We start from the raw sequence: 24,988 nt of genomic DNA, 5'->3' as shown, positions 1-24,988 counted from the left end.
CCTTTCACGCCGGCGAATTACTTGCCCGGTTCATCCAACCGCGCCTCTTGACGGGCATGCCGCAACTATATCGACAGGGGCTTGCACTCCCGGTACTTAGCGTTACTATGTATTGGTAGCTAGTGACACTGAGTAGTCGGGAGGGAAGTCCAATGGGCAAGCAGATGACCGAGATGCTCAAGGGGACACTGGAGGGCATCGTTCTTGCCCTCCTGACCGGGAACCCTGCGTACGGGTACGAAATCACGACGCTGCTCCGGTCGAAGGGCTTCTCCGATATCGCAGAAGGCACCGTCTACGCACTGCTCGTCAGGATCGAACAGAAAGGCCTCGTCGACGTCGAGAAGCGTCCGTCTGAGAAAGGACCCCCACGCAAGGTGTACTCGCTCAACGAGCAGGGCAAAAAAGAACTGGACGAATTTTGGAACACGTGGAGTTTCCTGTCCGAACGACTGGACCAGCTCCGAAAAGGAGGAAAATAACATGGCCGGAGGGTGGATCGAGCAGCTTACGGGATCGCTCGAACAGAAGAAGCAGTACCGGCAGTACAAGACCCGCGTGGAGCGGCTTCCCGCCGACTATCGCGCGGCGGCGACTGCGCTGGAGCGGTACCTGATGTACTTCGGGGCCATCACCAAGGGCGATGTGCTGGTGTCGATGCTCGGCGACCTCGCCGATCTCTTCGAGCAGAGCTCCGCGGACGAAACGCCGATCCGCGAGATCGTAGGCAACGACCCCGTCGAGTTCGCGGAAACGTTCATGCGAAACTACACGGGCGGTCAGTGGATCAACAAGGAACGCGAGCGCCTGATCAAGGCAATCGACGCCGCTGCTGGCGACGTTGCAAAGGAGAAGGACTCATGACCAATGCATCCATCACCCGCGAACCCGCAATCCGCGTACAGGGCATGGAAAAGTCCTACAAGGACTTACACGTGCTGCGCGGCGTGGATTTCGACGTGGCTCCGGGGACCATTTTCGCCCTCCTCGGCTCAAACGGGGCAGGAAAGACCACGGTGGTGAATATCCTGTCCACACTCCTCAAGGCCGATGCGGGGACCGCCAGAGTCAACGGCTTCGATGTCGCCACGCAGGCTGCGGAGGTGCGGGAGTCCATCAGCCTCACCGGACAGTTCGCGGCCGTCGACGAAATCCTCAGCGGGCGGGAGAACCTCGTGCTGGTCGCCCGGTTGCGGCACCTAAAGGACCCCCGGACGATCGCGGATGACCTGCTCGATCGTTTCTCGCTGACTGACGCGGCCGCACGGAAAGTGGCGACGTATTCGGGTGGCATGCGCCGCCGCCTCGACATAGCGATGAGCCTCATCGGGACTCCGCCCCTCATCTTCCTTGACGAGCCGACGACCGGGCTCGATCCCCAGGCGCGCATCGAGGTGTGGCAGGCCGTCAAGGAACTCGCCAGGCGCGGCACGACTGTCCTGCTCACGACGCAGTATCTGGATGAGGCCGAACAGCTCGCCGACCGGATCGCGATCCTCCACGAGGGCCGGATCATTGTGAACGGGACCCTCGCCGAACTCAAGCAGCTGCTCCCGCCCGCCAAGGTCGAGTATGTCGAAAAGCAGCCGACCCTCGAGGACGTCTTCCTCGCCATAGTCGGTGACATCGGCAACGACGACGCCATGACTGCGGCCACGGCACGAACGAGTAAGGAACAACGATGACCACGCATTTCTTCGGCGACACCGCCGTCCTGCTGGGACGATCCCTTCGGCACGTCGCGCGCAGCATGGACACCATCATCACGACTGCCATCATGCCGATCGCCTTCATGCTGCTGTTCGTCTATGTTTTCGGCGGCGCGATCAACTCAGGCTCGGATTCGTATGTGAGCTACCTGCTGCCCGGCATTCTGCTCATCACGATTGCCTCGGGCATCTCCTACACCGCGTACCGGCTCTTCCTGGATATGAAAAGCGGCATTTTCGAGCGATTCCAGTCCATGCCGATCGCACGGTCGTCCGTGCTTTGGGCGCACGTGCTGACCTCACTTGTCGCCAATCTGATCTCGCTCGTGGTCGTCGTGCTCGTCGCCCTGCTCATGGGCTTCCGTTCCGGGGCTGGAGTGCTGGCGTGGCTCGGGGTCGCCGGCATCCTGGTCCTGTTCACCCTGGCGTTGACGTGGATCGCCGTCATCCCCGGTCTCACCGCGAAGTCTGTGGACGGCGCGAGTGCGTTCTCCTACCCGCTCATCTTCTTGCCGTTCATCAGCTCGGCGTTCGTGCCCACGGCCACGATGCCCGGCCCGGTGCGCGCCTTCGCTGAGCACCAGCCGGTGACGTCCATCGTCAACGCGATCCGGGACCTGTTAACGGAGCAGCCCGTGGGCAGCGACATCTGGCTCGCCCTTGCCTGGTGTGTCGGCATCCTCGTCGTCGCGTACATTTTTGCCATGGTCACCTACCGCCGCAGGATCGCCTAGCACGCGTCACGGCGCCCGGGGCCTCTTCAAAATCAGGACCCCCGTTGTGGCAGCGGATCAAGAGGGCAGGTGGGAGGATGGGCGCATGGAATTGCACATCACTGGCGACCCCGCCGCCGACCAACTACTCAGCGATGACGCGTTCGCGCTTCTCATCGGTATGCTGCTTGACCAACAGGTGACCATGGAGTCTGCATTTGCCGGACCCGAAAAAATCCGGACGCGCATAGGATCCATGGCCCCTGCCGCAATTGCCGAATATGACCCGGCAGGCTTCGTTGAAATCTTCAAAGAGCGTCCGTCCGTTCACCGCTTCCCAGGCTCCATGGCCGGCCGAGTCCAGGACCTCGCCGCGATCGTACAGCGCGATTGGAATGGGGACGCAACTGCCATCTGGACCCAGGACCGCCCTGACGGCCAGGAAGTGCTCCGCAGGTTGAAGGAATTGCCCGGCTTCGGCGAGCAAAAGGCAAAGATCTTCCTGGCACTGCTCGGCAAGCAGTGCGGACTTCAGGCTACAGGTTGGCGTGAGGCTGCCCAGCCCTATGGCCAGGAGAGCGCATTCCTTTCCGTCGCCGACATCGTGGACGCGGAGTCGCTAAGAAAAGTGCGCGCCAGCAAGCAGGCCGCCAAGGCCGCTATCAAAGCCGCGAAGGCATCCGAACGCTGAGCTGGAACCCGCCCGGGCGGGGCTTTGATCCTGCCCATATCGTGCAACGCTAGTCGGATGGATCTTGAGGTGACGCCCACGCTTACGATTCCGACGTCGGAACTTAGTTGGCGGTTCTCCCGTTCGTCCGGGCCGGGCGGTCAACACGTCAACACCTCGGACAGCCGCGTCGAACTCTCGTGGAATGTCGTGGACTCCGCGGCGCTTTCTGATGACCAGAGGCTGATGCTGGTCACGCGACTCGGACGACGTCTCATCGCCGGGGTGATCACTGTGACCGCCTCCGAGCGGCGCTCCCAGTTGCGCAATCGGGAGATCGCCCTGGCCAAGCTCTCCGACCTCGTCCTCGAGGGTCTTGCTCCGGAAGCTGCCAGCCGCCGGGCGACCAAACCGACCCGGAGCTCCAAGCGTCGGCACAGAGTCGCAAAGGAACAGCGGGCGGCGACGAAACAGCAACGAAAGCGTCCGTTTGCCGAGTAACGCCTCCCAGCTACCCCTCCGTTTCTTTCGGCTCTTTCGCGTAGCCACAAGGACCTCGGCGTGGGAGACTGTTCTGCACGGACAGGAGCTCTTTTCGAAGGGGATGGTCACCGTGGCGGCAAGTGGTCTCAGCGCCGTCGAGCACATCGTCGTACTGATGCTTGAGAACCGCTCATTCGACCATATGCTCGGATACCTCTATGCCGATTCCGGCAACGCATCCCCTACCGGCGAGCCGTTTGATGGCCTCACAGGCACCGAGTCCTGCCCAGGCACCGACGGCAGCCCGGTCACCGTCTATCGGCTGACTCCGTCGACCCCCGACCTCTACTTCATGCCGGGTGCCGACCCCGGTGAGGGGTACCAGGCAACCAACGACCAGCTCTATGGCAGCACCAGCGCGCCGGAAGCCGGGGCTGCCCCATCGATGAATGGTTTCGTGACCAACTATGCGGGCGCCATCAAGGACAACCTAGCCAAGGGTTGGCATGTGGTACCGGAAACAACCGAGCAAATGATCATGGGCTGCTACACCCCACAGACATTGCCTGTGCTGTCTGCGATGGCGAAGGGATTCGCCGTCTGCGACGCCTGGTTCGCATCAGCTCCCACGATGACGATGCCCAACAGGGCCTTCGCGTGCGCCGGCACCAGCCAGGGTTACTTGGATGACAAGGCCAAGCGATTCACCGTCCCGAGCATATTCGGGCACCTGGGCCGCCATGGCATCCCGTGGAAAATCTACGGGGAAACAGAGTCTCCACTGACGAAGCTGGACTTCGACGACACGCGGCATGCTCCGGCGTCGAACGTTGGCCTTTTTACCGATTTCCAGGCCGACGCGGCAGCCGGGAAGCTCCCCGCCTACGCGTTTCTTGAGCCGTCATGGTCCGCGACGGGCAACAGCGAACACCCCAACTACAACGTCGCCCTCGGCGAGCAGTTCCTGCTCGACGCTTATCGTGCAGTCCGCGAAGGGCCGGACTGGGACTCGACCCTGCTGATCGTGACGTATGACGAGCACGGTGGCTGCTACGACCACGTCGCCCCGCCGTGGGGCGCGACACCACCGGACAACGCGCCGGGGGAATTCGGTTTCGACTTCACGCGTTTCGGGCCACGGGTGCCAACGGTGTTGATCAGTCCACTCATCCCAGGTGGCACCGTCTTTCGAGCTCCCGGTTTGGTCCCGCTCGATCACACCAGCATCCTCGCGACCGTCGAACGTCGTTGGGCTCTACCAGCACTCACCCGCCGCGACGCGGCGGCACCCGACGTCGGCGGGGTCCTGAGGCTCACCGTCCCCCGCACTGACGATCCCCTCGCGGACGTTCGGGCACCCACTCCCCCTCCGAGTACACGAGCGTTGGCAGCTCAAACCTCCCACTTGCAGCAGTTGCACGACGAGCTCCTCGCGCAACCGTAGGATCGAGCTGCAACCGTAGGATCGAGCTTTGGCAATGATCCCTGATCAGGCCACCGTTTCATCGGTGGGGTAGATACCAGCGGAAGGCGCGTCGCCGCGCCCGGTCCACGTCTTGATAGCAGTCCAGCCAACAGCGGCGGTCGGTACGGCCAACAAGGCACCGATAATGCCTGCGAGCATCGTGCCAATGGCCAAGGCCAGCAAAATGGCCAGTCCATGAATGCTCAGGACCTTGCCCATCAAAACGGGTTGAAGGAAGTGATGCTCTAGCTGGTTGGCCGCGATGAGGACGGCGAGGACGATGAGGGACGTCACCGGACCGTTCGAGATCAGAGCGACACCCACGGCGAGGGTACCGGCCGCAGTGGAACCAACGATGGGAATGAACCCGCCGATAAACACAAAGACGCCCAGAGGTAGGGCAAGCGGAACACCGAGGATGAGCAGGATCGTCCCGATGATCACGCCGTTCACTGCTGCGATGAGAGCCGTGCCCCGGACATAGCCTCCCAGAACGGTGGCGCTTCGTTCCGCAGCCAGATAGGCCTTGCTTCGGTGACCGGCCGGGAGGAATCCGAAGAGGAAAGTCCTGATCTTTTCGCCATCTTTGAGGAAGAAGAACAAGATCACCACCATAAGAACCAAGCCAGCCAGAATTTCACCGACCGTACGGGCCCCGGTGAGCGCTTCGGCACCGAAGGTGCTGCTGGTGAAGAAGCGCTGTACGGAATCGATCACGGAGCGGAGTTGTTCGTCGCTGACTTTGAATGGGCCGTTGTTCAGAAATTGGTGCAGTTGGTCGATGCCAGCAGTGAATTTCACGGCAAGCTCCTTGGATTGCTCCCTAATAAGAAAGACGATTCCGGTGACGACTCCGCCGAAGACTGCAAGGATCCCCACGAACGATGCTGAGACAGCGAGTGCCCGGGGCCACTTGCGAGCAGTCAGCAAACGTACAAGAGGTGAAATTGCTGAGGCAAGAATGAGCGCGATCGTGACCGGGATGACGACGAGCGGCACCCTGGTCATAGCCCACAGAATCACCGATGCCAGAGTGATGACCAGGAGCATCTGCCCTGAACGGATCCCGGCGCGGCCAAGTCCGTCGGACCAGATCGCCGAGTGGTTTTCGTGCCAGGTCTTTCCCTTATCGCTCATGCCTCACCTTAACGGCGCACACCAATGGAGCCGCAATTTCCCCCGACCGCTACGGCATGCCCCACCCAGGTCGTGATTCACCCACGTAGGAAGATGGCGGCTAACTCGCCACGAGGGCGGCAGTCCCGGCGTCTGACGCGAGGTATGGTTCGCCGGTGTGCTGGTGATCAACGGGTTCGAGGTGGGTAACGCCCGTTGCATATGCGACGACTCCGGCGAGACTGCCGGTGCGTTCGTGGGCTTGCCGTTGCCGGGCGGCTCCCGTGCCTTGGCCAAAGATCCTTTGCAATCCCTCCTTGGCGTAGTGTGCGTCCCCGGTCTCTTCGAGGGCATCGCGGACGTGGGAGTGGAGTGCGGCGAGGACCTGCCTTGCCGTGGCGGGCCTGTGCGTTTTCGGGTCGAGCAGCTCCCCGTTCAGGCCGAACCGGCTCGCTCGCCACGTGGCTTGGCGCAGGACAGTCGCAGAAACCATGTCCGGCCGTTGTCCGGACTTCCATTCCCTGGCGGCAGTGTCCACCAACGCACGAACCAAGGCCGCAATCAGGACGGTATCCCGGGCATCAAGGCAAACATCCGAGACACGGATCTCGACCGTTGGGTGCCGGGCGGACAGGCGAGCATCGAAATCCGGGTTCATGACCACCCCTGTTCCCGACAGGTCCGCCACCAACGAGTGATAAGCCGCGGCAGATCCGAAAACATCGGTTGGACCGGCGCTGGACCAGCGGTTCCAGGCTTGGGTCCGGAAACTGGCGTAACCGCTGTCCGCCCCGTTCCAGAACGGGGAATTCGAGCTCAGTGCAGTCAGCACCGGAAGCCAGGACCTGATCCGGTCCAAGACTGCGACGCCCTCCTCATCCGAATCAACCGAAACATGGACGTGATATCCGCAGGTCAGCTGCTCTCTGGCCGTCAGAGCGAACTTTTCCAGGAGTGCGTCGTAGCGCTCGGTGTTGGTTGCATGGGGAGTGACCGGCAGCGGCGACGTCGCGAGGGCGGCAATTCTCGCACCCGCCTTCCGAGCGAGCGAATCGGCGTAAGAGCGTCCAGCACGTATCTCTGCGGCGAGTGCACTCAGGCTGCTGTGCGGAGAGGTGATGACTTCAAGTTGCTCCTGTTGAAGCTCGATCGCCAACGTCGGGCGAAAAGGAGGAGTCATCCCCTGGCGACCGGCGCTATGAAGGCGCAACACGTCGCCAGCGAGAGGAACGGGGCTGCCGTCGTCAGGATCCACGATCAGAAATTCTTCTTCAACACCAAGAGTACGCACCTGCCAAGTGTGGGCCACAAAAGCGGCGGCCTGCGACCACAGGTCGCAGAACACCCAAAATCAAACGTTTTCTGGTCGGTTCCGAGGACGCGCCACTGCTGCTAGCTGGCCGGCGTCACGACGTCCTCCAGCATTGACCTGTCGAAGAATCGGATCTCGCCCGTTGCCCGAAAAAACACGGGAACGACCGACGCGTGCCAGCTGCAGGCGAGCAGGGTCGTTGACGCGCGCCATGAAGTCTCTCATCAGATCGCAGCACGAGGATCCACCGCGATGCCAATCACCGGTCGCGGCTCGTCCTGCCGTTCACGACGTGAGTGGCTGAGCTGCCGTGGGCCTAGGCCGACCAGGCAAAGGGGGCCGAGAAGGAGTTCTTCCCGGCGTTATCCCAAGTCATCCCGAACACGTCGACGCGGCCAGTGCTCGAAGTGCCGGCTGCCAGAGTGTCCGCCGGGAATCCGAGCCCGCTGATCTTCACTCCCAGTCCTGTGGGATCCAGGGGAGACACGAAGTCCTCGACCGCCATGTCGACGGCGTTGCCAATGCGGACCTGGTGCAAACGTCCATCGTCGGCGTAGGTCATCTCCATGGACTCCATTCCCGCCATTTCACTGATCAATGGGGCGAGGCCCTCCATCGGTCCGCCGAGCTGGCCACCGAAGACTGCACCGAGCGCTTCGGCCTGCTCAGTTGAGGCGGCCGCATCCATGAGGACTCCGAGCTTCCACCCCCCGTCACCCATCAGGGCGGGTGTATCGGCCACGACGCAGACGGTCAGGCCTCCGACGTCGACGCCGTTTACGTCACCGGATTCCACGTGGAAGGCCAACGCCACGTTGCAGCGATCGTTGTCGGCGGGTGCGGTCAGCCCGGAAGTCGAGCACGGGCAGACCATGTCGCAGTTGCAATTCTCAAAATACGTACCCTCGACATGCCACGGCATTTTGGGGCTCCTTTCGACGAGGCAACCCCCAAAAGAAAGTCTCCTCGTGGCCTTGAGCCGAGTCAACGCCAGGCGCCGACCCACTAATTGGCAGGCGTCACGACGTCTTCCAACATGGACCTGTCGAAGAATCGGACCTCGCCCGTTGCCTGGAAGAACACTGGAACTACTGAAGTGTTCGCGTCCTTCGAGGTTTCGTAGATCTCCGGCGCACCCCCGTGTTTTCGCGCAATGGTTCCAACCAAGTCGGTACCGCGTACACGGACGGTTCGATATTTGTAGCTCATTTGGACCCTTTCGTCAGCCAAGGCAAACCCTACTCCTGAGAGCCGCGGCCGGGAGCGGAACCCTGCGTTCAAGTTCGGCATGATTCCATGCGAAGGGCGCCCGTCATCGCCCCCGTGTTTTACCGGCTGGGCGTAACACCCGGAGCGGCCCGGTTGACTTTTTCAAACTTCGTCTTGCGCCCGGGCCGCCGATCATTCAGACTGACTACAGATCCGCAGGAAAATGATTCCGCCGATCCAGCCCGCCGGACATAACGGCCAGCCACCGCCCCATCACAGAATGCCGGGCAACCCCTCTCGAACCACCGCTTTCCGCCTCCCCGGATTCGCCCGGAACCGGAAGCCCGTGCCCATTGAGAGCCCTGGCACACCCCGCCGAGAAAGAGACCACGATGATCAAACGCCACTCGGACGTCGTCCTGGAAATCACAGCCCACGACCCGGACACGATTGAAAACGACCTGAATACCGCCGTCGACATCGCCCGCATCCACGCCATGCAGAACCACAGCCACGGCATCCTCGTTACCCAACACGGATACACCAGCTACACCGTCGCCATCAGCCGTGACGTTCCCTACGGGCAGACACAAGAACGCCGCGAATTGCCGGGGAGCTCGCAGATGGAGTCAGGGCAAGACTGCTGAGCCCTCGTCCTCCAACGTGGATTGGAGGTGCTGACCAGCGTGGCTTGACTCCAGGGTTCCGATCGGTTGGCCGGCAGTCCCGCGGACGCACGGCGTGAACAGGGCATCACCCCCTCGGGTCACCGGGCACGCGCTCGGAGAGGAACTCCTCCCAAGTCCTCTGCCCAACGGCCCTGTCCTCGGACAAGTTTGCGCCCTCTCGGATGGCCTTGGCCGCCCTCCCCGGCATCGGAACGGGCACGAGGACGCGTCGCTGACCGGCAGCGGCGAGATATGACCGGATGAGGTCACCCATCGGGTAAGAGACCGGCCCCGCGAGATCGGGCACCAGGCCCGCGGGCTCGCCGAGAGCGAGCTCGACGAGCCGGTCCGCAACCTCACCGGCGTCGACGGGTTGGAACCGGAAGCCTCGAGGCACCGGGATGACCGGGAGCTTGGCCATGGCCCGCACGGTCAGCAGCGTCAGTTCGAAGAACTGGGTGGCCCGGAGGGTGCTGAACGGGATTCCGGAGCCGGCTACGACCAGTTCCGCGTCCCGTTTGGACGCGAAGTAGCCGAAAGCTGCTCGGTCGAAGCCGCTTAAGACCGGGATCGCGTCCGCCCCCACGACAGAAATGAACACAAGGTGCGTCACACCCGCGAGGGACGCCGCGGCGACGAGGCGGCGGGCCTTCTCGCCGTCGCCCTTCTGCGCGCCCGCGCAATGCACCACGGTGTGGACACCCTCCATTGCGGCCTCGACTCCGTCGCCCGTGTCAAGGTCACATCTCGCGAACTCGATGACCTGCCCGGGCGCAGGGGCGTGACGGCCCGCCACGCGCACGGCATTGCCCGTGTCAACCAGGCGCGAGGACACCAGCCGCCCGAGCGTGCCCGTTCCGCCTGTCACCAAAATCGTCGAGTTCATGGCGGTTCTCCTCTTCCGGACCGGTTGCCCTGCCCCTCGTCGGTGGGTTCACTTACCGTCATGCCACCCGGGACCCGAGTCCTTCGGTTGGGAGGACAACGCATCAGCATTCCGCGCAAGCCACGGCTCAGGAGCAAGTTCTAAGGAAGCTGGTGGCACCAGGCCGCGCATGGAAAGTCACCGTATGACCCCTGTCGTCATGGAAGACCGCCCTTTGGCCCTCCACGGCGATCGTGCCCGGCTGGTAGGGGTTGCCCCAGCCTGCAGGCGGGTTGCCGTGACCGTCGTCGAGCGGCTGGTCGGCGGTAAAGAAGGAACCCTGCACCTGGGCCTCGTAAATGCCGCAGTGTGTGAAGAGGGAGAAAGGGACAGTCACGGCTGTGGTTGTGGTCGGACTTGCCGGACCGTTGCTTTGCGGGGCTGCCGGGGCCGCGCATCCACTCATCATCGCCGTCGCGACAACCGCGGCGGCAATGGCTTGAAGGTATCGGCTTGCCATCCGCCAAGCCTCCCTGACGACAACTGCGCCGTCAAGAACATTGGCCCCTGATAGAGGTGGTATTGCGGCGTTCAGAGGTAGCTGCAGATCCGGTCGGCGTCGCACGCATCCGGGTCCGCGGCAGCCGCGACGGCATGGTACTCCGCGACGGTCGCGCGCAGTGCGACGAGTTCGGCGATCTGCGCGTCTAGGCCAGCCAGCTGACCGGCAAGAAGGTCCCGCACATGAGTGCAGGGAGCGCGGCCTGCGTCGCGCAGGATCAGGATTTCGCGGATCTGTGTCAGGGCCAGCCCTGCGGCGCGACCGCGACGAATGAAGTCGAGCCTGTTGATTGTCTCGCGTGTGTAATAGCGGTATCCGTTGGCGGTGCGCTCCGCAGCTGGCAGCAGCCCGAACTCTTCATAGAATCTCAGGGCCTTGCTCGTCATGCCCGCCGCCTGGGCAGCCTCACCGATTCGCACCATGCACCTCGTCTTCCTACCTTCTCGCCCTTCCACTGTAGGGGAACGCGTTCACGCGGTGAAGTACGGGTTAGCGAAGGTAATCAGCGAATTCCGTTTCGAAGTACTGCTTCGCCCCGGCGCCAATCACTGAGATTCTTCGCTCGCCGTCCTTGAACAGGAATACCGACGGCACAGAGCTAATCCCGAACGCCCCTTTTGTTTCGGGATTTTCGTCGACATTGACTTTGACAACCTCGATCTTGTCGGCGTATTCGACCGCGAGCTGTTCCAGCACCGGGGAAAGTCTTGCGCAGGGTCCAGACCAATCCGCCCAGAATTCCACGACAACAGGTTTGGTTGACTTCAGCACGTCGGCGTGGAAAGACGCGTCAGTGACGTCCTTGGTCTGTTTCATGATTTCCCCCTTTTTCTTGAATGGCCTGATGTGTCATTTCGGGTAACTCCCGGTCCGACGCCTTGAGGTCCCAGCCGTCCCTGCCCGGCCACGGTGTCCGCCGGTCTTCATCAAACGCCTGCACCCTGAACCTTGCACCTTCCCCTAAGGGAAAAGTCAAGGGGGACAGTCAAACGGTTCGAATATGGGAGCCTCCTGTGGGGTCAAAGGGAACGCCGCCGCCGCCACGATGCTGCGGCGGCTCGGTGTGTACCGCGCGTCAAGCCGCCGTCTGACCTACCGTTTAAAAATGGGCGACGGCGGCCGGACTGGCGACTTGGGCGAAAAGCCATCAAGCTAGGTAGGGGGTAACCAGGGAGCGAAACGCATTCCCTCCGCACAGGAAGGCCCCGAAATTCCTAGACCAGACCGGCCACCCAGTCCGTGGCTCCGCATGTACCTCAAAGCCAGCCACACCGGCCGCGCAAACCCCAAAGGCCTCGGCGGCCTCAAGCCTGTCGAGCCGGTCGCCTGGCAGGAGGGAGCGCCCCTCCTCGGCGAAGATCAGGTTTATGTGATGAAGAACGGGAAGGAGTACCACCCGGCGTGGTGCCACATTGTGGCCGATACATGGAGTCACGCACCAAGGGGGCTGCGTGTGACCCTTTTGGACGACGTCGGGAAGCGGACCAGGTGCCGTGAATGCGAGCGGTCGTTAAACACGGTAGCGGAATCCATGACGAAGAATCACGAAACACACCCGAGATCTACCCGCCAGCCTGACCTGGTAATCCCGCTGCGATTGGTTGGGGTCGCCCATGGAATCCTCTTCTTGGCGGCGGGACCGAAATATCAGGAACTCCTCAAGCAGACCGCGGTGGAGCCGGCGACGCCACTGCTCGTTGACGGCCAGCGCCACGGCATGCTTCTGCGGGTGGACGCCTCCCGCGACGAACCGCTCCTGGTTCTCCAGATGGACCCCCGTGCGACGTTCCGGAACGGCGCCTATCAGGCGCGCCTGCGTCGTCCACTGCAGCGGTCCGCGACCAAACCCTATGCCGTGGACTCCGTTGAACCGGCGCCGAGGGCCAAGCACGCGGCCCGGCACCCGGCGGTCACTGACGATATGGGAAGTTGAGCCCCTACCGGCCGCCTTCGATCTTCCGGCTGCGCTGGTTTTGGGCCATCGGACCGTATGGATAGACGCCCACCCGGGGCTGGCTGGCCTGGGTGAGCCGCCCGGTTTCATCGGGGCTGAGTTCCAGATCCGCGGCGGCAAGATTGTCCGCCAACTGTTCCGTCGTGCGAGCGCCGAGGATCACGGAGGTCACGGCAGGCCGGTCCACCAACCATGCCAGGGCCACCTGGGAGGCACTGACTCCATGATCCGCGGCGACCTTTTCCACCGTTCCGATAATGTCCCAGGTGCGCGGGTCCTCGTTCCGGGCCTGCCATGCCTCCATGCCGCGTTTCGGGTTCTCACCCAGGCGGGTGGCGCCGACGGGCGGTTCGTCGCGCTTGTACTTACCAGAGAGCCAACCGCCACCCAATGGCGACCATGGCAGCAGCCCGACGCCCGCATCCAGCGAAGCCGGAACAATCTCCGATTCGATCTCGCGGACCAACAGGCTGTACTGCGGCTGCAGGGTCACCGGTGCGCTCCAGCCAAAAGCCTTGGCCGCGTGGACCGCCTTGGTCAACTGCCAGCCCAGGAAGTTGGAGAAGCCGTAGTAGGCGATCTTGCCGCTACTGACGGAGTCATGCAGGAAACGCAGCGTCTCCTCCAAGGGTGTAATGGGGTCCCACGCGTGCATTTGGTAGAGGTCAATCTGCTCCACGCCAAGGCGCCTCAACGAATCGTCCAGTGCCCTGGTGAGGTGGCGGCGGGAGGTGCCGACGTCGTTCGGGGCCGCACCCATGGGGAAGCGGCCCTTGGTGGCCAGCACCACCCGGTCCCGCGCATCGGGCCGTTCGGCCAGCCAGCGACCGATGATTTCCTCCGATACCCCCGCGCTGTAAACGTCGGCAGTGTCGATGAAGTTGCCGCCGGCTGCAACGTAGCTGTCCAGGATGGCGCGGGACGTTTCCTCGGTGGCTTCGGCCCCGAACGTCATGGTTCCCAGCGCGTAGTTCGAAACCACGGCGCCGCTGTTGCCCAAAGTGCGATACTGCATGATGTTCCTCAATCCTCGGTGGGGGTAGTGCGGTTGGGATGGTAGGTGCGCCAGGTGTGCTCGGGCGCGAACCCCAGTAATCGCCTGGCCTTGTCGATGGAGAGCATGGTCTCGTGCTCCCCCAGTTCCTTGATCACCTTCACATTGGAGAAGACCTCTGCGGCGAGGCTGGCGCTGGACCGGCTCATGACCGTGTCCGCGTTGGCGATGATAAACGCTTCAAACCCCGGCTTGCCGTTCTCAAGGGCCCGGGCCACAGCCTGCGCGCCGTCCCGGCCATCGATGTACCCCCACAGGTTCCACTTACGCAGCATGGCGTCCGAGTCGAACGACGGAAACCGCCCGTAATCTTCCACGTCCATGACGTTGGAAAACCGCAGCCCCACAATGCTCAGCTCAGGGTCCCAGCGTGTCAGCTCGATAGCCATCTGTTCCTCAAGATGCTTCACCAACGAATACGTGCTCTCCGGCCGGGCCGGATATTCCTCATCGACCGGAATATAGGGAGGGTCGACGTCGAACGGCAGGCCCAGCACCGTCTCACTCGAGGCGTAGACAACCTTCTTGATGCCGGCCCGGCGGGCCGCCTGGAACACGTTATAGGTGGAGAGCATGTTGTTCTCAAACGTCGCGGCATCCGGGACGATGCCGGGTGCGGGAATGGCACCCAGATGCACCACGGCATCGAAGCCACTGTGCCGGTCATCCAGCCCCAAGAACACATCCAACACCTGACCGTAGTCGCGCAAATCCACGATTGCCAGGCCGGGGTTTCGCGCACCCGCACGGTCCAGGTTCAACACCTGGTGCCCGTCCTCAGTGAGCCGGCGCACCACATGTCGGCCCAGCTTTCCGCTTCCTCCGGTCACTGCAATTCTCATCGTTACTCCCTCGGTATGGGCTCGGTGGTTCCGACCGGATGCCTGGTCGGGCCTCTTTGGCCCGGACCATTGGCTTGCTTGATCCGTGCGGTGGTGTCGAATCCACAGTAGGGTCTGGTCCAGCTCCGGCGCGTGGCCCTGCCAGTCCTAGGACAGCCAAACACCCCGTTCCCATTCCCGAAGCTGCTCGCCGCGGTAAGTATCTAGACCCTGCACCCGCGATTGCCCTATCGTTGGGGAACCGAGGACAGTCCGGCCCGGCGCTCCGCATCGGAGGTACATGATGGGCATCATCTCGTCTAAATTTCACGGCAGACGGCAGAGCGGCAATCCAGCATTGCCATCTGGCCAATACGAGACTGAGAGCTTCCCAGTCCTTACCGCTGGCCCTGCCCCCCGAATCGCCACCGCTGACTGGGAATTCTTCATCACCACCGAGGCAGGTCAGCGTCATGCTTGGTCTTGGGATGCATTCATGGCCTTACCCCAGACAAACATCCAGACGGACATCCATTGCGTGACCAGTTGGTCCAAGCTGGGTACCTCGTGGCGGGGAGTGTCCCTGGATACTTTATTTGAGAACGTGGAAACCAGCTGCGAGTTCTCGATGGCCCATTCCTACGGCGGATACACGACCAACGTCCCCCTCCCAGATCTCCTTGGTGGCCGGGCGTGGGTAGCCTGGGAATTCGACGGTGAGCCACTTGAACGCGCACACGGCGGACCTGCCCGCCTCATCGTGCCGCACCTCTACTTTTGGAAGAGCGCAAAATGGATCAACGGCATCGAGATGACGCGGGACGATGATCCTGGTTTCTGGGAATCCAACGGCTACCACATCCACGGCGACCCGTGGCGGGAGGAGCGTTACTCATGAGGCTCGCCAGGTGAGTACGTTGTGGCGCGTGGCCGACGTCGTCAGCAGCATGCCCGAAACGGAGACGGCCAGAACGATAGGGCTGCGAGTGAACGGCCTGAACGGCAACCTCGCCGGACAGCACATCGACATCCGCCTCACGGCAGACGACGGCTACACGGCCGTGCGCTCATACTCAGTGGCGAGGGCAGGCATGGACGAAACCCTGGAGATCACCGTTGACGAGTTGGCCAACGGAGAGGTCTCCCCCTATCTGGTCAGAGACCTGGCGGTTGGGGACCAGTTGGAAATCCGGGGGCCGGTGGGTGGCTGGTTCGTCTGGAAGCCGACTGACACAAACTCCGTTCAGCTGATTGCTGGAGGATCCGGCATCGTGCCGCTCATGTCCATGATCCGCGCACACCATGCATCAGAAAATCCGGCGCAGTTCCGGCTGCTCTATTCGCTCAAGTCACCCGAAGCGGGCTTCTACCGGGAAGAACTCAGTACCCTGGGCCAAGAATCCCCCAAGCTCGCCATCGACTACATCTTCACACGCAAGACGCCACAGGGTTGGCCGGCTGCTCCGCAACGGCTCACGGCAGAAACCTTGCTCGCCAACATCTTGCCACCGGACCCCACCCCGGATGTCTTCATCTGCGGCCAGACCGTATTTGTGGAGACGGTTGCGGAATGGCTCGTGCAGGCGGGATATCCGACCGCTTCCATCAAGACCGAGCGCTTCGGCGGAACGGGAGGAACCCGGTGAGTGCAAACAACGGCTCCGATTCTCCAGGCGCCAAGGACCCGACGTTCGAGGATCCGGACATCGCTGGAATCGAAGGCAATTCAATACCCCATCTGGACGGAAACGCGGTGGCGGGACAGCTGTGGGAGCTGTTTCGCTTCGATATCGTCGCCGCGATCGGACGGTGCAGGCACTGCGGTGCCGTCCGTGTTTTCGGGGAAACGATGGCGTACGTCGACGCACCGGGGATCGTTGTCCGCTGCGCTTCCTGCGAGGGCGTGCTGCTGCGTCTCGTAGAGACCCCCACGCAATACTGGCTCGACGTGAGCGGACTCAGCCATCTGCAGATTGACCGCGAGGGCTAGGTGATGCGGCCGCCATCACATCTGGCTTTGCCATGACCATTCAGCAACGTGGATGTTTCAGGCGCGCTGTGGGTGGCCGCTTTCTCCTCCTTTGAGTGTCGGGCTTCCCTGGTGCTTGGCAAAGTGAGGTTCAATGGCCCATGCCGCCTGGTGTAGAAGACGGGCCAGTAACGCCCGCAGGCGGACCAGCCGTCTGCGGGTGCGTCCGGCGGGTCGTGGAGCGATGACCGGGGCATTCGGCAATGCGCTGAGTGCTTCGTGGTTGATGGAATTGATGACTGCGCAAGCCATCATGAGCGAAAAATCCATGGTTCTCTTCTGTCGTTTTGTCTTAGTCCGCACCAAAACTGGCCCAGGCATCCTTCGGGAAGCAGTGAGCGGTTTTCGGAACGACTCATCCGGAAATCGGTTCGTCGAGTCCCTGCAAACCACGTTATGTAGCGAGGGGAGTCATGTCAGCAGGTGTGCCGCTCCCTGGTTTTCCTAGGACTGAGCGACCTACCTTCCTTATGGAAAGCCCGAATGCGGCAGCGGAGAATTGAAGGCATGGGTCAGAGTGCGGAGTTTGGAAAATTCCTGAAGGCAATGCGGTCACGGTTGACGCCGGAGCAGGCCGGAATCGGAGAATTGTGCGATGTCCCGGCGTCTGCCCGTTTCCGGCCAGCGAGTGCGGCCGGCCCTGCGCCAGCTTCTCGACGCTGTGGGCAACGTGCCTGCGCTTATCCTCGGCCGACGCACTGATGTTCTGGCCGGAAACCGTCTTGCCAGTGGGATCCCTTCGCGTGGACATCGGGCGTCACCCCAACGACGCGCTGGCAAGTCAACTCGTCGGCGAACTCGCGGTGTCCAGCGAGCACTTCCGCAAGTGGTGGGCAGGGCACCGGGTGGCAAAAGCATCGGCGGGAATTGTGCGGCTCCACCATCCCGTCGTCGGGGGCTTGGAACTCAATGTTGAAGACCTGGTGCTGCCCGATGATCCGGATCAGACGCTAAGGCTGTATTCCGCCCCGCCAGGGTCGTCGTCGGCGGATTCACTCGCGTTGCTTGGCAGCTTCGGCGCCGGAACTGGCACTCCTGAAGCCGCACAAGCATCCGAAGAAAGGGACGGGTTCGACGCCACCGAAACGCCTGAATCCCGAACCTTCCCCTGAACAAACGCTTGGACAACGCGATCGGCAGGCCAGCGGTAGCCGACGGGCCCGGGAATCAAAGCTGCGATGTCACCGACAGCCGTAATTATCAAGAACTTGACCGTTTCAGAAAAACTATCCAAGGGAAATTTGATTGATGAACTACGCCCCCACGCAGGACCGATACGATTCCATGCCATACCGAAGGGTCGGGCGAAGCGGTCTGAAACTTCCGGCGGTCTCACTGGGTCTCTGGCATAACTTCGGCGACGACAAGCCTTTTGAGACACAACGGGCGATCCTTCGCCGCGCTTTTGACTTGGGCGTCACACACTTCGATCTCGCCAATAACTACGGTCCGCCCAGCGGCAGTGCCGAAACGAATTTCGGCCGGCACCTGAGGGACGACTTCAAGCCGTACCGCGACGAGCTCGTCATCTCCACCAAGCGGGATACCACATGTGGCCCGGCCCGTATGGGGAATGGGGGTCCAGGAAATATCTGCTCTCAAGCCTGGACCAGTCTCTCGAACGCATGGGCCTGGGCTACGTGGACATCTTCTACAGCCACCGACCGGACCCGAATACTCCCCTTGAGGAGACCATGGGAGCGCTCGACACCGCGGTTCGGTCGGGCAAGGCGCTGTACGCGGGCATTTCCTCATACTCCCCCGACAAGACACTTGAGGCAGCTGCCATTCTTCGGGACCTTGGAACTCCGTTGCTGATCCACCAACCTTCGTACTCAATGCTCAACCGTTGGACCGAACAGGGCGACCCCAACTTGTTCCAAACCCTGGAGCAGGTAGGCGCAGGCGCCATCGCGTTCTCGCCCCTTGCGCAAGGTTTGCTGACCGCCCGGTACCTGCACGGCATCCCCGGCGACTCCCGCGCGGCAGCAGGGAAATCGCTGGTGGACACCCAACTCTCCGAAGAGAACCTGACCCGGATCCGAGGCCTTAATGAGATCGCGGCGCAGCGCGGACAGACACTCGCCCAGATGGCCATAGCCTGGGTGCTGCGCCCTCAGAACAAGGGAATACCGGTCACATCTGCTCTGATCGGCGCCAGCAGCGTCCGGCAACTGGAAGACAATTTGGCGGCAGTATCGTGCGCGGATTTCACCAACGATGAGCTCGAAAGGATTGACGAATTTGCCGTCGAGTCCGACATCAACCTTTGGGCCAAGGCACTGCAGGCCTAAAAGGCGGAGGGTTTCAGGACCGCTCGCACGTCGACCGGCGCTGTGATCGCCCGGCCGCAGGGCATCCGCGCAACCCGGCAGCCCGACGTCGACGGCGAGGTACCGTCAGTGCTGCACCGCCCCTAGTTGTTCTGCCCCCGGGCGGCCACGTGCCACTCGCATTCCAGTTCGCCCTGGCTCACCACTGCGACGCGGTCAACCAGGTTCATGGCCAAGCAGACGTGGTTGGGGATAACGCGCAGCCGCTCCCCCAAGACGGGCACCGCGGCGTCCTCCGGCCAGATGACTGTGGCGTGGTGTTCCGAAAGGGCCACGATCCTGGCGTCCAGGTGGTCCATGAGCCGACCGAAGCCCGTGGCCCAGGCGGGGCGGTCGCTTCCCAGGATCTTGCTGCCGGCGTCCAATACCACGCGACGAGGAGTCCCGGCCTCCCCCTCATGCCGGCTGACCACGGTTGCCGCAACGGTCAGTGCAATCTCCTCCAGCCCGCAACGTCCCAGTTCGAACTGCTGGGCATCCCCGAAAACATAGACGCCCGGCCGCACTTCCGTGGTCACGGAATCCCCGGCGCGCCCAGCGGTGAGTGCGGCCGTGGGAGTGGAACCACCGCTGACCCGGGTGACCTCGAACCCTGCTTCCGTTAGCGACGCGACGGCCTGCCGCAGTGCCGATTCCTCGGCGTCGGCGGCTTTGACCGGCATCCCGGGCGCGTAGCTGTGGCCGGGGAACGTGAACACGCCGATCACCCGGAAACCTGCGGCAGCCGCGGCACGGGCCACCCTCGCGGCGTTCTGCGGCAAGACACCGCTACGGTGATGCCCGCTGTCAATCTCCACCAACACCTCCAACTCTCCGGCGAACCCACCGAGGTGGCGTCCGGCTTGTTCCATGGCTTCCACCGAGTCTGCCCCCAGGGACACCCGGGCGCCCGCGGAGAGCATGCGAAGGCGGTTCGCCTCGCGAGGCCCGATCCACAGCGGATAGGCAATGAAGATGTCCACGGCCCCGTGCGCTGCGAAAACCTCGGCCTCGCCAAGGGTGGCGACGGTCAGCCCTACGGCCCCCGCAGCGAGCTGCATGGCCGCGATCTCAGGGACCTTGTGCGTCTTGACGTGGGGACGGAGCCCCACGCCTTTCGCCTTCAGGGCATCGGCCATGCGAGAGATGTTTCGCTCCATCACCAGCCGGTCAATCATGATTGCCGGGGTATCGAGTGCATCCGGGACGCTCATCGTCGGGTCCTTTCGTAATGGCAAGGGGTCGCCTCCAAGTTCTACCGGCCCGCCACGTTCTCTTCAAGTCGGGAGCGCTCCTCAAGGAGCAGGCCCGCGATCTCGTGGGGAGCCACCCGATCCGGCCACCGTGTCAGGGACCCGCTGCTCTGCCAGCGGAGGACGAATGAGTTCCGCTCTTCCGGCGAATCCCCTCCGTGCCCACCTTCGTCCAGGTGACCATGATCGGTAACCACCACCAGGAGCCAGTTCTCGCCGAACTGCTCCTCGCGGTCCCCCACGGCCGACCGGACCCTGGCGATGTGCCGGTCCACCCGGGCCAATGCCGCCTGGTATTGGGCGGTGCGGGCGCCGTGGAGGTGCCCGGCGTCGTCCACATCGCAGAAGTACAGGAATGAAACGTCCGGGACCTTATTGGAGGTGAGGGCAGCAAGCGCGATATCGGTGATGTCCGCGTCGATCTGGACGAATCCATGCACTTCCCCGTCGCGGGATATGACGGTGTGCAGGCCCGCCTTCTGCTGATCGGCGCGTTGGTGGATGACCGGGCCCAACCCGTCGGGCGATACAAGGGGCGTCCACCCGGCAGCCGCGAAGGTCCTGGTCGACTGGTCTTGGTAGAACGCCCGGGACAGGAGATCCGGCTTGCTGAACAGTTTGTGACCGACGAAGGAGTTGTCCACGACCCCGTGTTCAGCGTGGGTGGTGCCGGTGAGGATCGAGGACCAGCCGGGGCCGGACCAAGTGGGGGTCTCCATGACCATGGTCCTCAGTTCGCCCTCTGCAGCCATGGCACGAAGCGTCGGCGCGGATGGAGAATCAGCTGCGAGGTCCCAGCGGAGCCCGTCGATGCCCAGGAGCATGATCCGGGTGCGGGCCCCGGCGGCGGTTGTTTCGGAGTTCATGGAACGTTCAGCTTTCGACGATGGTGCGGTTGCGGGTGAGAGCCAGGGAGACCACTGCCCCCACTGGATAATTGCGGGCTTCCGGTGTTGCCATGTCCACTCGGAGTTCGTGGCCGCCTAGCCGAACCATGATTGAGCTCATGGGACCGCGCAAGATGTGCTCGACGACGATGCCGGAGGCTTCCCCGGTCCCCTTGGCTCCAAGCCTGAGATCCTCAGGACGGATGAGGGCCGTTGCGGTCCTTGCTGCGATGGGTTCCCGGTTGGCGATGGTGAGCGCGCTTCCCAAGACAGTGATCTGGCCATCTGCCACCGGACCTTCGATTCGGTTCACCACTCCGACGAACTGCGACACGAAAGGGGTCTCCGGTTCGTTGTAGAGCACTTCCGGGGCGGCCAGCTGTTCGATCCGTCCGTTCAGCATGACGCCTACCCTGTCCGCCATGGTCAGGGCTTCCTCCTGGTCATGGGTGACCAGGAGTGTGGTGATGCCTTCATTGCGTTGTATGCGTCTGATTTCGTCCCTCAGGCGCGCCCGGACACTCGCATCCAGGGCGCTCAACGGTTCATCGAGAAGGAGGAGCTGTGGCTGGATGGCCAGGGCGCGGGCAAGAGCGACCCGCTGTTGCTGCCCACCGGAAAGCTGGTGGGGGAACTTGTCCGCATGCTCTGCCAGGTCCACCAGATCCAGGAGTTCCACGGCCCTCCGGGTGCGTTTGCCGCGCGCAAGGCGTCGGATCCGGAGTCCGTAGGCCACGTTCTCACTTGCTGTCAGGTGGGGGAACAGCGAATAGTGCTGGAAGACGACGCCGATGTTCCTGGACCGTGCCGGTTCCCTGGTGACGTCCTTTCCTGCGATCCGCACCCTGCCGTCGTCAGGCTGTTCCAGGCCGGCCAGCACCCGCAGAGTGGTGGTCTTGCCGCAGCCGGAAGGCCCCAGGAGAGCGATCATTTCCCCCTGGGCCAGGTCCAGGTTCAGGCCGTTAAGGACGGTCCTCCCCCCGAAGGTTTTGCTGACCCCGCAGAGGGACACGTACCCGTCCCCAGGCCTGGGCAGGGCGAGCCGTACGGTATTGAAGGCTTCCAGGGTGTTCATGAGGATGTTCGTTTCTGTCGTTGGCTGAGCCCCGAGATCAGGGAGAGCAGCAGCCAGGTGAGCAACATGGTGATGAAGGAGAGCGCCGCCGCCCCGCGGGGCGAACTGCCGCCGGCCTGCACGGTGAAGACGGGGAACGTGAAATGCAGGAGCAGGGAGGCCACTGCGAACTCGCTCAGGATCAGGGCTATGCACATGAGGGAGGCGCTCAGCAGTGACGTGCGCATGGTGGGCATTACGACGCGGACGAAGGTGCCCAGATTGCCCGAACCCAGCGAGCTGCTCGCTGCCCAGAGGACATGAAGGTTTGATGTGCGCATTTGAGCCTCCAGGGCCCTGTAGGCCAGTGGTACGCACAGCACCACGTAGAACGGGACCAGTGACAGCGGCGAGACCAGGAACCCGGGCAGCACGGCCCGAAAGAACAGTCCCGCACCTGAGACGAGCGCCACGGACGGAACCACGAGCGGAAGGAGCGAAAGTGTCTCGGCCCAGGACGTCAGCCTGGCCGAACCGTGCAGCTTGAGGACCAGCAGAGTGGGCAGCACGAGGACCAGCGTGACCGCGGTGGCAAGCGCGGCCAGCATGAACGTGGTCCCCAGCGCCTCGAAAGCCCGGTCCGAGGAGAACACCACAGTCAGATTGTCCAGCGTGGGTCCGCAATTTCCCGGTACGGTGAAGCCGAGGACGGCGGCGCTCACCATGGGGGCGAGGAACCCCACCAGGGCAACGACGAGGACGACGCTCCGGGCCAGGTCCCATCCGGTGCGCTTGCCGGGTCCGGCCGACTTCGGTGTTTCAACCGGTTTCAGTGATCCAGCCATGCGCGGCTCCTCCTGTCCAGGAGGGTCCGCGCGCCCATGGCAATCACGATGACGAACATCATGACAGTGGCCAATGCGGCGGCGAAGGACTCGTCGATCATGACGTTTCCAGCAATGAAGAATCCGATCAACAATGGCACCAGGTTCAGGCCTCCGCCCGCCAACGCATACGCTGTCGCGTAGGCGGAGAATGAATTCGCGAAGAGCAGCAGCAGGGCGCCACCCAGGGACGGGGCCAGCACGGGCAGTGCGATGTCCTTCAGGTACTGGCCGGGCTTGGCACCGAGGGTGGTGGCGGCTTCATGCCATTCCCGGCGCAGGCCTGACAGGGCAGGCAGCATCAACACGGTCATGAGCGGGATCTGGAAGTACAAGTACACCAGAGCCACCCCGGCGAAGGAGTCAAGCCTGAAACCCTGGAGCAGCGCGGGCAACAACCAAGTCAGCAGGCCCTGCGCACCCACTGTTGCGATGAACGCAAAGGCCAAGGGAACCCCGCCTGACTGCGACGCCATGGCCGAGTATGAGAGAAGCACGTTCTTCAGCCAGAGCGGATGCTGGGCGCCGGCCAACGCCCACGCCAGGACCAGCCCAAGCGCCCCGCCCGCGAGGGCCGTCACCAAGGACAGGTTGGTGGTCAGGACGAAGGCATCGACATACTGCGGCTCCAAGACCCGCGCCAAGGAATCCGTGGACCAGCTACCCCCCGATTTGAAGGCCTGGAGGACGTTCGCTACCACGGGCAGGACCAGGAAGATCCCCATGAAGGCAAAGTACGGCACGGTCCCTAGCGCTGGAGACGGACGCTCCGGGCGTGGGGCGGTGGTTTTCCTCCTCATCAGGCGTGGACCTTTGCCGCCCACGTATCGGTGACGAGCTTGTTGGCTTTGGCGCCCTGCTCGACGGTGGGGAAGGTGACCTTGTTGAGAACCTCGGGGTCCGGAAGGGTGGCGAGGGCTTCCTTGGAGAGCTTCCCGGCCTTCGCCAACTCTGCGAAACGGGCCGGGACCGCCCCGCCGAGCGCATACTGCTCTGCGCCTTCATCGCTGGTCAGCCAGTCAACCCAGAGCCGGGCGGCGTTGGGCTGCGGTGAGGACTTCGTCACAGGCTGGGCGTAGTAGGTACCGAAGACGCCTTCGGACGGGACGAAGTGCTCCAGATCGACGCCGGTCCGTTTCATCTCGGCGCTCATGCCGGTGAAGTTGTAATTCCAGTCGAACACCACGGCGGCCTGACCTGATGCCAGGGCGCTGCCGGTCTTGGAGATGTTGACCAGGTTTCCAAGCCTGGCCAGTTCGGCAAAATACTCAATGCCGGGGGTTATGTCATCGGCCGAGCCCCCGTAGGCAAGCGCTGCGGCGAAGACCGTGGCCAGGGAGCCGGCTCCTGTGCGCGGGTCGCCTGGCAAGGCGACTTTGCCCTTGAATTCGGGGCGTTTCAGGTCCTCGAAACCCTTGGGATGCGGGGTACCTTTGGTGTTCACGCCGATTGAGATGACACCATAGTATGCGCCGACCCACTTTCCCTCAGGGTCCTTGAGGTTGGCGGGGATCTTGTCGAAGTTGCTGGGCTTGTAGGCCTCAACCAGGCCCTGGTCGATGGCGGGCTTGGTGAAGGAGTAGCCGATGTCGATCGAATCGGGCTGCGAGGACTGGCCTAGAAGGGTCTTGACTGCCTGGACCTCCTCCGCCGAGGAAGCATCCGGCGAGGCTACCGGCGCGTCGATCCCGTACTTCGCCTTGAATTTCTCCAGTTGGCCCTTGTAGTTGGCCCACGTGTCCGGCAGGGCGATGAGCTGAACCTTGCCCTCCTTCTTGGCGAGGGCGATGATCCCGTCCAAGGTGGTGCCGATCAGCTTACCGGAACTGCCGGATGCCCCGCCGGAGCATGCGGTCAGGGCAGGGCCGAGGGCTGCGGCGCCGAGTCCGAGCGCAGCCAGGCGGAGGACCCCGCGTCGTGAGGACATCATGTGGGGAAACGAAGTGGTCATGGCGAAGCCTTATCTCT

Annotated in this window: 28 protein-coding genes and 2 pseudogenes; 14 read left to right on the top strand and 16 right to left on the bottom strand. The window is 63.0% G+C overall.

The genetic code is table 11. The annotated features are described in order from the left end of the window. The first annotated feature begins 152 nt into the window (after nucleotides 1-152). From LFT43_RS09810 to LFT43_RS09780, 7 genes are all read left to right on the top strand, one after another. Nucleotides 153-482 (top strand): PadR family transcriptional regulator, encoded by a 330-nt coding sequence (locus LFT43_RS09810; protein WP_395802720.1) that lies wholly within the window; start codon nucleotides 153-155, stop codon nucleotides 480-482. Between the two features lies 1 nt (nucleotide 483). Beyond that, nucleotides 484-864, top strand: coding sequence for a DUF1048 domain-containing protein (locus tag LFT43_RS09805; RefSeq protein ID WP_395802718.1), 381 nt, complete (start codon nucleotides 484-486; stop codon nucleotides 862-864). Further along, nucleotides 861-1,685, top strand: a complete 825-nt coding sequence (locus LFT43_RS09800) for an ABC transporter ATP-binding protein (protein ID WP_395802716.1) — start codon at nucleotides 861-863, stop codon at nucleotides 1,683-1,685. The genes LFT43_RS09805 and LFT43_RS09800 overlap by 4 nt, the downstream gene beginning before the upstream one ends. Next, a complete protein-coding gene (locus tag LFT43_RS09795; protein WP_395802715.1) occupies nucleotides 1,682-2,443 on the top strand; it encodes an ABC transporter permease in 762 nt (253 codons plus the stop codon). Before LFT43_RS09800 ends, LFT43_RS09795 begins: the two co-directional genes overlap by 4 nt. A gap of 85 nt (nucleotides 2,444-2,528) precedes the next feature. Then, entirely contained in the window at nucleotides 2,529-3,113 is a 585-nt protein-coding gene (locus LFT43_RS09790; protein ID WP_395802713.1) for an HhH-GPD-type base excision DNA repair protein, read from the top strand. Between the two features lie 57 nt (nucleotides 3,114-3,170). Then, nucleotides 3,171-3,593 carry an alternative ribosome rescue aminoacyl-tRNA hydrolase ArfB gene (gene arfB, locus LFT43_RS09785; protein WP_395802711.1) on the top strand — a complete coding sequence of 141 codons (423 nt, stop codon included), beginning with the start codon at nucleotides 3,171-3,173 and terminating at the stop codon, nucleotides 3,591-3,593. Between the two features lie 112 nt (nucleotides 3,594-3,705). Then, the gene (locus tag LFT43_RS09780; RefSeq protein ID WP_395802709.1) at nucleotides 3,706-5,019 is read left to right on the top strand and encodes an alkaline phosphatase family protein; all 1,314 of its coding nucleotides are present in this window, start codon (nucleotides 3,706-3,708) and stop codon (nucleotides 5,017-5,019) included. Nucleotides 5,020-5,064: 45 nt separating this feature from the next. Here the strand turns inward: LFT43_RS09780 and LFT43_RS09775 are convergent, their stop codons facing one another. From LFT43_RS09775 to LFT43_RS09760, 4 genes are all read right to left on the bottom strand, one after another. Next, complete coding sequence (locus LFT43_RS09775; protein WP_395802707.1) at nucleotides 5,065-6,177, bottom strand: AI-2E family transporter; 1,113 nt, start codon at nucleotides 6,175-6,177, stop codon at nucleotides 5,065-5,067. A gap of 100 nt (nucleotides 6,178-6,277) precedes the next feature. Then, nucleotides 6,278-7,447 carry a glutamate--cysteine ligase gene (locus tag LFT43_RS09770; RefSeq protein WP_395802705.1) on the bottom strand — a complete coding sequence of 390 codons (1,170 nt, stop codon included), beginning with the start codon at nucleotides 7,445-7,447 and terminating at the stop codon, nucleotides 6,278-6,280. Nucleotides 7,448-7,784: 337 nt separating this feature from the next. Next, nucleotides 7,785-8,390 (bottom strand): DUF1326 domain-containing protein, encoded by a 606-nt coding sequence (locus LFT43_RS09765; protein ID WP_395802703.1) that lies wholly within the window; start codon nucleotides 8,388-8,390, stop codon nucleotides 7,785-7,787. Nucleotides 8,391-8,473: 83 nt separating this feature from the next. Further along, complete coding sequence (locus LFT43_RS09760; RefSeq protein WP_395802701.1) at nucleotides 8,474-8,758, bottom strand: hypothetical protein; 285 nt, start codon at nucleotides 8,756-8,758, stop codon at nucleotides 8,474-8,476. A gap of 311 nt (nucleotides 8,759-9,069) precedes the next feature. Between LFT43_RS09760 and LFT43_RS09755 the strand changes: the two genes are divergently transcribed. Then, nucleotides 9,070-9,324, top strand: coding sequence for a hypothetical protein (locus LFT43_RS09755; protein ID WP_395802699.1), 255 nt, complete (start codon nucleotides 9,070-9,072; stop codon nucleotides 9,322-9,324). Between the two features lie 106 nt (nucleotides 9,325-9,430). Here the strand turns inward: LFT43_RS09755 and LFT43_RS09750 are convergent, their stop codons facing one another. The 4 genes from LFT43_RS09750 to trxA all read right to left on the bottom strand — a co-directional run bounded on the left by LFT43_RS09750 (nucleotide 9,431) and on the right by trxA (nucleotide 11,588). Next, nucleotides 9,431-10,231, bottom strand: a complete 801-nt coding sequence (locus tag LFT43_RS09750) for an SDR family oxidoreductase (protein ID WP_395802697.1) — start codon at nucleotides 10,229-10,231, stop codon at nucleotides 9,431-9,433. Nucleotides 10,232-10,358: 127 nt separating this feature from the next. Then, nucleotides 10,359-10,730 (bottom strand): hypothetical protein, encoded by a 372-nt coding sequence (locus tag LFT43_RS09745; protein WP_395802695.1) that lies wholly within the window; start codon nucleotides 10,728-10,730, stop codon nucleotides 10,359-10,361. A 71-nt stretch (nucleotides 10,731-10,801) separates the two neighbouring features. Next, complete coding sequence (locus tag LFT43_RS09740; protein ID WP_395802992.1) at nucleotides 10,802-11,191, bottom strand: heavy metal-responsive transcriptional regulator; 390 nt, start codon at nucleotides 11,189-11,191, stop codon at nucleotides 10,802-10,804. A 70-nt stretch (nucleotides 11,192-11,261) separates the two neighbouring features. Then, complete coding sequence (gene trxA, locus LFT43_RS09735; protein ID WP_395802693.1) at nucleotides 11,262-11,588, bottom strand: thioredoxin; 327 nt, start codon at nucleotides 11,586-11,588, stop codon at nucleotides 11,262-11,264. 715 nt (nucleotides 11,589-12,303) lie between these two features. Between trxA and LFT43_RS09730 the strand changes: the two genes are divergently transcribed. After that, nucleotides 12,304-12,705 (top strand): hypothetical protein, encoded by a 402-nt coding sequence (locus LFT43_RS09730; RefSeq protein ID WP_395802691.1) that lies wholly within the window; start codon nucleotides 12,304-12,306, stop codon nucleotides 12,703-12,705. Nucleotides 12,706-12,709: 4 nt separating this feature from the next. On the opposite strand, the gene LFT43_RS09725 is transcribed toward LFT43_RS09730, so the two are convergent. Next, the gene (locus LFT43_RS09725) at nucleotides 12,710-13,741 is read right to left on the bottom strand and encodes an aldo/keto reductase (RefSeq protein ID WP_395802689.1); all 1,032 of its coding nucleotides are present in this window, start codon (nucleotides 13,739-13,741) and stop codon (nucleotides 12,710-12,712) included. Between the two features lie 8 nt (nucleotides 13,742-13,749). Continuing rightward, a complete protein-coding gene (locus LFT43_RS09720; RefSeq protein WP_395802687.1) occupies nucleotides 13,750-14,622 on the bottom strand; it encodes an NAD-dependent epimerase/dehydratase family protein in 873 nt (290 codons plus the stop codon). A 283-nt stretch (nucleotides 14,623-14,905) separates the two neighbouring features. On the opposite strand from LFT43_RS09720, the gene LFT43_RS09715 reads away from it, so the two are divergent. The 5 genes and pseudogenes from LFT43_RS09715 to mgrA all read left to right on the top strand — a co-directional run bounded on the left by LFT43_RS09715 (nucleotide 14,906) and on the right by mgrA (nucleotide 18,924). Further along, nucleotides 14,906-15,499, top strand: coding sequence for a sulfite oxidase-like oxidoreductase (locus tag LFT43_RS09715; protein ID WP_395802990.1), 594 nt, complete (start codon nucleotides 14,906-14,908; stop codon nucleotides 15,497-15,499). 10 nt (nucleotides 15,500-15,509) lie between these two features. Beyond that, nucleotides 15,510-16,247: an FAD-binding oxidoreductase gene (locus LFT43_RS09710; protein WP_395802684.1), complete on the top strand. Its 738-nt coding sequence runs from the start codon at nucleotides 15,510-15,512 to the stop codon at nucleotides 16,245-16,247. Beyond that, the gene (locus tag LFT43_RS09705; protein ID WP_395802682.1) at nucleotides 16,244-16,591 is read left to right on the top strand and encodes a DUF6510 family protein; all 348 of its coding nucleotides are present in this window, start codon (nucleotides 16,244-16,246) and stop codon (nucleotides 16,589-16,591) included. The genes LFT43_RS09710 and LFT43_RS09705 overlap by 4 nt, the downstream gene beginning before the upstream one ends. Nucleotides 16,592-17,137: 546 nt before the next feature. Then, nucleotides 17,138-17,742: pseudogene (locus tag LFT43_RS09700) on the top strand (hypothetical protein). A gap of 136 nt (nucleotides 17,743-17,878) precedes the next feature. After that, nucleotides 17,879-18,924, top strand: a pseudogene (gene mgrA / locus LFT43_RS09695) (L-glyceraldehyde 3-phosphate reductase). A 122-nt stretch (nucleotides 18,925-19,046) separates the two neighbouring features. On the opposite strand, the gene LFT43_RS09690 reads toward mgrA, so the two are convergent. The 6 genes from LFT43_RS09690 to LFT43_RS09665 are packed head-to-tail and all read right to left on the bottom strand — an operon-like array spanning nucleotide 19,047 to nucleotide 24,971. Further along, nucleotides 19,047-20,156 (bottom strand): alanine racemase, encoded by a 1,110-nt coding sequence (locus tag LFT43_RS09690; protein ID WP_395802680.1) that lies wholly within the window; start codon nucleotides 20,154-20,156, stop codon nucleotides 19,047-19,049. 41 nt (nucleotides 20,157-20,197) lie between these two features. Continuing rightward, nucleotides 20,198-21,061: an alkaline phosphatase family protein gene (locus LFT43_RS09685; RefSeq protein ID WP_395802678.1), complete on the bottom strand. Its 864-nt coding sequence runs from the start codon at nucleotides 21,059-21,061 to the stop codon at nucleotides 20,198-20,200. 7 nt (nucleotides 21,062-21,068) lie between these two features. Further along, the gene (locus LFT43_RS09680) at nucleotides 21,069-22,157 is read right to left on the bottom strand and encodes an ABC transporter ATP-binding protein (protein ID WP_395802676.1); all 1,089 of its coding nucleotides are present in this window, start codon (nucleotides 22,155-22,157) and stop codon (nucleotides 21,069-21,071) included. Further along, nucleotides 22,154-22,981, bottom strand: coding sequence for a hypothetical protein (locus LFT43_RS09675; RefSeq protein WP_395802675.1), 828 nt, complete (start codon nucleotides 22,979-22,981; stop codon nucleotides 22,154-22,156). Before LFT43_RS09675 ends, LFT43_RS09680 begins: the two co-directional genes overlap by 4 nt. Next, nucleotides 22,966-23,820, bottom strand: coding sequence for an ABC transporter permease (locus LFT43_RS09670; protein WP_395802673.1), 855 nt, complete (start codon nucleotides 23,818-23,820; stop codon nucleotides 22,966-22,968). Before LFT43_RS09670 ends, LFT43_RS09675 begins: the two co-directional genes overlap by 16 nt. Further along, nucleotides 23,820-24,971, bottom strand: coding sequence for an ABC transporter substrate-binding protein (locus LFT43_RS09665; RefSeq protein ID WP_395802671.1), 1,152 nt, complete (start codon nucleotides 24,969-24,971; stop codon nucleotides 23,820-23,822). Before LFT43_RS09665 ends, LFT43_RS09670 begins: the two co-directional genes overlap by 1 nt. Nucleotides 24,972-24,988 lie beyond the last annotated feature (17 nt).

This window comes from Arthrobacter sp. FW306-04-A, assembly GCF_044358315.1.
Lineage (GTDB): Bacteria > Actinomycetota > Actinomycetes > Actinomycetales > Micrococcaceae > Arthrobacter.
This window is presented reverse-complemented; position numbering and strand designations above follow the sequence as displayed.